Annotated in this window: 5 protein-coding genes and 1 pseudogene; 1 reads left to right on the forward strand and 5 read right to left on the reverse strand. The window is 36.1% G+C overall.

Going from position 1 to position 6,015, the window contains the following annotated elements; translation table 11 throughout:
• The 5 genes from BMX10_RS17530 to BMX10_RS17550 all read right to left on the reverse strand — a co-directional run.
• Positions 1-551, reverse strand: a 551-nt coding sequence (locus tag BMX10_RS17530; RefSeq protein ID WP_139176504.1) for an S-layer homology domain-containing protein, incomplete at its 3' end; no start/stop codon positions are given.
• Between the two features lie 391 nt (positions 552-942).
• Entirely contained in the window at positions 943-2,076 is a 1,134-nt protein-coding gene (locus tag BMX10_RS17535; protein ID WP_090447077.1) for a pyridoxal-phosphate-dependent aminotransferase family protein, read from the reverse strand.
• A gap of 25 nt (positions 2,077-2,101) precedes the next feature.
• Entirely contained in the window at positions 2,102-2,659 is a 558-nt protein-coding gene (locus tag BMX10_RS17540; RefSeq protein WP_090447078.1) for an ECF transporter S component, read from the reverse strand.
• 151 nt (positions 2,660-2,810) lie between these two features.
• Positions 2,811-3,686: a Cof-type HAD-IIB family hydrolase gene (locus BMX10_RS17545; RefSeq protein WP_090447080.1), complete on the reverse strand. Its 876-nt coding sequence runs from the start codon at positions 3,684-3,686 to the stop codon at positions 2,811-2,813.
• A gap of 279 nt (positions 3,687-3,965) precedes the next feature.
• The gene (locus BMX10_RS17550; protein ID WP_090447082.1) at positions 3,966-5,663 is read right to left on the reverse strand and encodes a clostripain-related cysteine peptidase; all 1,698 of its coding nucleotides are present in this window, start codon (positions 5,661-5,663) and stop codon (positions 3,966-3,968) included.
• 126 nt (positions 5,664-5,789) lie between these two features.
• Between BMX10_RS17550 and BMX10_RS17555 the strand changes: the two are divergent.
• Positions 5,790-6,015: pseudogene (locus BMX10_RS17555) on the forward strand (HTH domain-containing protein); the annotation flags it as partial.

Here is a 6,015-nt window from a genome sequence, read left to right on the forward strand (position 1 = left end):
TTGGCCCAATTGGCGATAGCACTGGCATCCGTAAAGTTATCAATTGCACTTGGGTTTTGTGGTGCATTGGTGATCTTTGATAGGACAACTGTTACCTCCTGACGGCTGATGGGATGGTTTGGCTTCATACTGCCATCTGTATAGCCACCTATATAGCCTGCTGCTACCGCTCTTGCTACTGTGCTATAATACCATTCTCCTTCTGAGACATCTTTATAGCTTATTTCAGCCCTTTCGGTGAATCCAAAGGCTTTATTTACCAGCACCATAAACTCTGCTCTTGTGATGGGATTGTTTGGTCTAAAGCTGCCATCAGGATAGCCTCTAATAAAGTCATTACTTATCCAGGTTTTAATGGTTTCTTTAGCCCAGTGATTCTCAATATCTGATGCATTTGCCCCAAAGGTTAATCCTAGGGAAGATACAACCATACATGCAATTAATAGTAATGCTACTTTTTTCTTCACAAATTTCTTGCCCCCTTTTCTTTGGTAGTTTTTTGAAGCATCTATGCCAACTCTATAAACTGCCTTTTCCTTTATATTTTTCAACCGTCACTTCCCTCAATTGAATTCTTCAGCCCAGTTGTTTTTAATCAATGAACTTTTAAAGAGAATTATGCCAATGTTAGAAAATTATGTAATTTTTATAACTCTACTATATAGGATGTTTTCTTTTGGTGCAATAATTTTCGACATTCCTACATTGTTTTTTCGATATTTAATTATAATTTTTTTATGCTATAGTCGATTGTTTTTGCGAAATAGTTTTGGACATCTTTAGATTTTTTTGCTCTATCATTTATAATAGATTTAGATTGTATATAAAAAAAGAGATGAAAAAAGTATGCTATTTTTACACAGCATACTTTTTTAAGAAATAATCTCTTGTTATACATTTTCTACCGTTTCTAACCGTTATATTTTTCAAAATGTTTAATTTTTATATGTTTTCAATAAACACTCTATGTAGCTCCGCCTTTAAATCTACTCGCAGCTTTCTCAATGTTTCATCCAAAGCTTTTAAAGTAATGTATATCTTCTCCTCATAACAATTTTCTCCCATATGTCCGATTCTAATTACCTTCTCCTTGAGGAATCCAAAGGCGCCAGCTATCATAACCCCTTGCTCCTTCAGCATCTCTTCATAGATATCCTTAAATACTGTTCCCTCTGGCACCATGAAGGTGGTTACTGTGTTGGAATAGCCATCCTTAGGATAGAGCTTTAAACCTGCTGCTGTTAAGCTTTTTCTTACAGCCTCAGCAATATTTTTATGCCTTTCTAAAGCCTTATCATCCTTAAACAGTATATCCACCGCTGCCCTTAAGGCATAGATGTCACTGATGGGTTGGGTATAGGGAAACCATTTCTTGCTATACCAATCCTTCCATACGGAGAGGTTACAGTAATACCCCGTAATAGGCGCTTTTCGATTTAGTACTTTATCCCAGGCTGCTTCACTGATGCTTAGAAAGGTCAAGCCTGGCGGGGCTGATAAAACTTTTTGGGAGCCTCCTAACACCATATCCATCTGCCATTCATCTGTTTGGAGGCTTTCTCCTCCAACAGCTGAAACAGAATCCACTACAGATAAAATGCCATATTTTTTTAGCAAGGGGCAGATCTTATCTACAGGATTGGTAATCCCCGAAGGAGTTTCGCAATGGACTAAAGTCGCCAGCTTAAAATCATGGTCCTTCTCTAAAAAGGCTTCAAGCCTTTCAACATCGATGGCCCTCTCATAATCCGATTGAAAAACTTCTACCTCTCCCCCATACATCTTTACAAAATCGCCAAATCCACTGCCGAAGATACCATTGTCAATCACCAGCACCCGGTCTCCCGGTTCGATCAAGGAGGCACAAGCAGCCTCTAGGCCCAATATACCTTCTCCGCTTAAAATCAGTACATCATTTTCTGTCTTTAGCAGCTTTTTTATCCGATTACAGGTTTCCTTATAGAACTCATAAAACTCTAGGTCTAAATCTGGGTTTGTAATCTCTCTAGATAATGCTCTTCTTACCTCTTCATTTACGTAGGTGGGTCCTGGCGTCATGATTAGAGGTTTTTTCATTTATACCACTCCCTGTATTATCAATTTACATCATTTTGCTTTTCTTTAAGGCTGTAACTAAAGGTAATCCTAAAATGATCCCAATCACAATCTGTGTTATATCTCCAGGTATTGCCGTTATAGGAGTATACCAATTACCATAGATGATGACCTCTGCAACATAGTATCCAGCAATCATCCATACACTCCCTATCAGAATAGCAATGATATTCCATCGGAAACTGTCTCCATTTCTTCCTTTTCCATTAGCGACGGTTCCAATAACCCAACCCATTACACCTCTAATGATAAAAGTAAACGGAGCCCATACTGCCCAACCTGAAACCAGGTCAAATAATCCCATTCCAAAGGCACCGGATATCGCTCCCTTTTTTCCACCGAAAACAATGGCTGCTGCAAATAGCATGGTGTTGCCTAAATGAATCAGTCCCCCGTGAATAGAAAAAGGTAATTGAAAATTAATAAATTTTGTGGCGATAAATACCAATGCTGTTAGTAACCCAGTAAGCACTAAATCTTTCGTCTTGCTAGTTTCCTTTAACGTAGTATTTTCATTTCTGTTTAAAGCTATTTTTTGATTCATTATACTTCCTCCTCCAAATTTATGTAGCATCAATTGTCATTATAGACATTATACAATACAATCAATTGCGATACAATATTTTTTTAAGATCAAATTGTACCGTTTTTCCTTTGAATTGTACCGTTGATTCTGGAGGAAACAAATCTTCCTATTATATTTCCATACTCTTTTTAGGGACTTCAATAATTTTTCTAACTAAATAATCAATACCATGCTCCTCATTAGTTTTAGTTATCCAATCAGCGTTTTCCAACACTTCTTTTTCAGCGTTTTTCATGGCTACCCCTAAGCCTGCATACTGTATCATAGATAAATCATTAAAATTATCTCCTACTGCTATGATTTCCTTTTTTGTAATATTTAATAGTTTTGCTAATCCCTCTAAAGACTTCCCTTTCGTAGCATCATTATCCAGCACCTCAATGTTGTTTTGTCCAGAGCTAGTTACATCAACACCCTTTATCTTTTCTAATTTTTCTTTTATAGCTTGCAGCTGTTTCGTATCTTCTGAGTAGATAAAGATATTGGTGGCATTCCTATTATTCCTTGTAAAAGTAGAAAAGTCTACTTTCTTATAATTTTTATCAAATAAAACTATCCATAGGGATAAAAACCATGCTTTCCAATAGGTAGCACTGGTTTGAAATATAACCTTTCTTAGAAATTTTACTCTCTGTAATTGATTTCTGATATAAGTATATTTTTCATCTGATATATGATAATATATTTTTTCTTCTTCCAATATTTCAATTGCTTTTTTTAGTGCTTCAGATTTCATATAGATAACAGAAATAATTTTTCCTTCTTTATCTCTAATAACTGATCCATTGCTTGTGATGACCCAACAATCAAAATTCAACTGCCTTAAATAAGGTTCCACACTATTATAAGGTCTGCCGGTACAGATAGCTATTTCAATATCCTTCTCCTTTACTCTTCTTAAAGCATCGATATTTTGTTGGGACAATGATTTGTTGTCCATCAATAATGTGCCATCCATGTCTGTAGCTAATAATTTATAGTTCATTAATTTCCCTCCCCTAACTTCCTCCCTAACATTATATCTTTTTCAAAGCTAGAAAAAAACCATTAACAGTATATGGTATGTGCAATGTATATTTTATAATAAAAATGGATAGTTTTTAAATAAAAGAATTGTAATGCAAAAATCAATATAATCCTTATTCCCGTTGCTTGCATTAAGGTTTTATGAAGCCAATATATAGTGTACATACCATTACCAACGTTGCTAATAAAATTGTTTTTTATATACCTATCTACCTTCTAAATTTAATTTACCACTGATTTAATTAAACCCTATCGACGTCGAAATCACACCGTTTTCAATCTCAAATGTAACAACTTCAGAATAAACTGTATTTCCCTGCATATCACTCATTCCAAACATTTGTAAAAAGACACCATCACCAAGCTCAATTTCTTCAAAGGATGTATTTCTGCTAACTATGATTTTTCCTCCCTCAAAAGGAATAAGCTCATCATCATCACCGTAAATTGTCATGAAAGTATAGTGAATAGGTGTAATAACATCGCCCTCTACAAGGTTACGTAGATTTTTGTCAGCCATACCGTTTTCATCAAGGGATTTTCTTGCACCCTGTATCTCATATCCTGCTTTTTCAAAATCATAAATCACACTTAAGGTATATTCTTCGCCATTTAATAAAATAGGTACAGCATATAAATTATACTCGTCGCCCTCGTAAGACAGCTCCATGTAAACAAGTTCTCCATCTATTCCACCCCAAACGCCACGGAAATTGTCTTTGAATACACCCTTTTCCCAATCAGCAATCATCTCATTATCACTCCCTAAGTGGAGCATGATATCTGCCTCGTAATCCACATAGTATAGATGAAAATAAATGCTGCTTAAAACATCCATTGCCTTTTTTCCAAGAGTCAGAATTGCCACGCCCTCATCGTCAACCTCTAAAGGATGATTTTCCCATCCTTGATCCTCAAGTGTTTCCAGTAGTGGTAGGCTTTCATAATTCATTGCTAATAAATATTGCATACCATCTTCTGATAATTCACCTGTTAAACCATATGAATAATAATGCTTAAAGGCTTGTCCTACACCTAAATTTGTATAGGCATTAAAATCATCGATATCTCCATTGTAGGAATAGTAGCAAGAAAGACCTGTTGCGTCTTTTCGATATGGATCGCTTACCTTATATTCCACACAGTTCTCAAGAGATGCCAGCACTATGTTTGAGGTTTCTGAAAGTATTTGGCCAGATTTTCTTGCAAGGTGCCCAAGATCTACCATATTGGTAAAGCCCTGTTCCTTTGTATTTCCGCCGTAATTTACCGTTGCAACTGCAATTCTAGCAAAATGAGAGAAAAAGCCAGGGTCGATACAGGCATTTGCCAGTGCCTCCTTACCAAAATCTTCATAGGCTGTTAGAAGCTCTGAAACCTTTGAAAGGTTTATTACAGATAGGGTTATGTCATCGGCAGTACCTACCATCTTACACCCTTCCACATAAGTGTCACATATTATTTTTCCAAGTTCCAAACCATCCATCCTTGGATTTTTACCTAAGGCATCTAAAAAGCCTGTGTAATACCACCCATTGCCTGGCTCAAACTCCTGTGAGGCAACAAGATATTTACCAATGTCATTAAAAGTATAGGCTACATCTACTGTGGCCATTAGGCAAGCGTCAAAGCCAATGAGCTCAAAGGGTGGGTTTTCCTCTGACAGCTCATAATTTGAAGCAAAAGCATTGTACATTTCATCTAAAGTAAGGCTATCTCCACCATAATTTTCATCCGCTGCCGCACCAGTGACGCTACCGCCACCATGATTCCATAGGATAAAGCCTGTTTTCTTGGCAGGATAATTTTTCTTTGCAAAGGCGAGAAAATCAGACAAGGTTTCTTCACTGCCCATACTTGCCTGTGGCAGTTGCTCTATGAATTCTAAGCCATTGTTGTCATATACATATCTTTCTATGTGATCTGCACTTATCAGTTCATTTTGCCACTGGTTTGCACCTTGTAAATTATATAATCAAATTAGCCAAAAATTCTAATCTCAAAATACACAGATTTGTACATTTTTTAGTATAATATTTTCAAAAAAGATAGGGGAAATATTATGCGAAAAGATGTGTCTAATCAGATAAGACTGTTGAGAGAGGAGGCTGAATTATTGAATAAAAGTGAACTAGCTAGAAGGTTTAATTGTGATAGGAGGACAGTAGAGAAATATATTAATAATTCTGGAGATGTAGCTAGGAAATCAAGAGAAGTAAAAAGCAAGCTAGATGACTATAAAGAAATAATAATGGATAAAGTAGATAGTTATGGATCCAAGTCAATGG

The sequence above is a fragment of the Natronincola peptidivorans genome (genome assembly GCF_900111615.1).
Lineage (GTDB): Bacteria > Bacillota > Clostridia > Peptostreptococcales > Natronincolaceae > Natronincola_A > Natronincola_A peptidivorans.

Excerpts from the sequence above, each read along its gene's own strand:
- BMX10_RS17540 (WP_090447078.1), bottom strand. The coding sequence starts at position 2,659 with ATGAATCAAAAAATAGCTTTAAACAGAAATGAAAATACTACGTTAAAG.
- BMX10_RS17535 (WP_090447077.1), bottom strand. The coding sequence starts at position 2,076 with ATGAAAAAACCTCTAATCATGACGCCAGGACCCACCTACGTAAATGAA.
- BMX10_RS17545 (WP_090447080.1), bottom strand. The coding sequence starts at position 3,686 with ATGAACTATAAATTATTAGCTACAGACATGGATGGCACATTATTGATG.